Annotated in this window: 1 pseudogene; it reads left to right on the plus strand. The window is 56.5% G+C overall.

From position 1 onward, the window contains the following. A pseudogene (locus RTW80_RS29800) lies at nucleotides 1-260 on the plus strand (cell division protein FtsN); the annotation flags it as partial.

Here is a 260-nt window from a genome sequence, read left to right on the forward strand (position 1 = left end):
GCTATGGTCGCCATTGCTGCGGCTGTGCTGGTGGCCTTTATTGGCGGCCTCTACTTCATTACGCATCATAAAAAAGAAGAGTCTGAAGCCCTTCAGGGTAATAAGGTCGTCGGCAACGGCCTGCCGCCGAAGCCTGAAGAGCGCTGGCGCTACATTAAAGAGCTGGAAAGCCGCCAGCCTGGCGTACGTGCGCCTACCGAGCCTTCTGCCGGGGGTGAAGTAAAGAATGCCGATCAGCTGACGGACGAACAGCGTCAATT

The sequence above is a fragment of the Escherichia sp. AM3 genome, assembly GCF_032029835.1.
GTDB classification, from domain to species: domain Bacteria; phylum Pseudomonadota; class Gammaproteobacteria; order Enterobacterales; family Enterobacteriaceae; genus Escherichia; species Escherichia coli.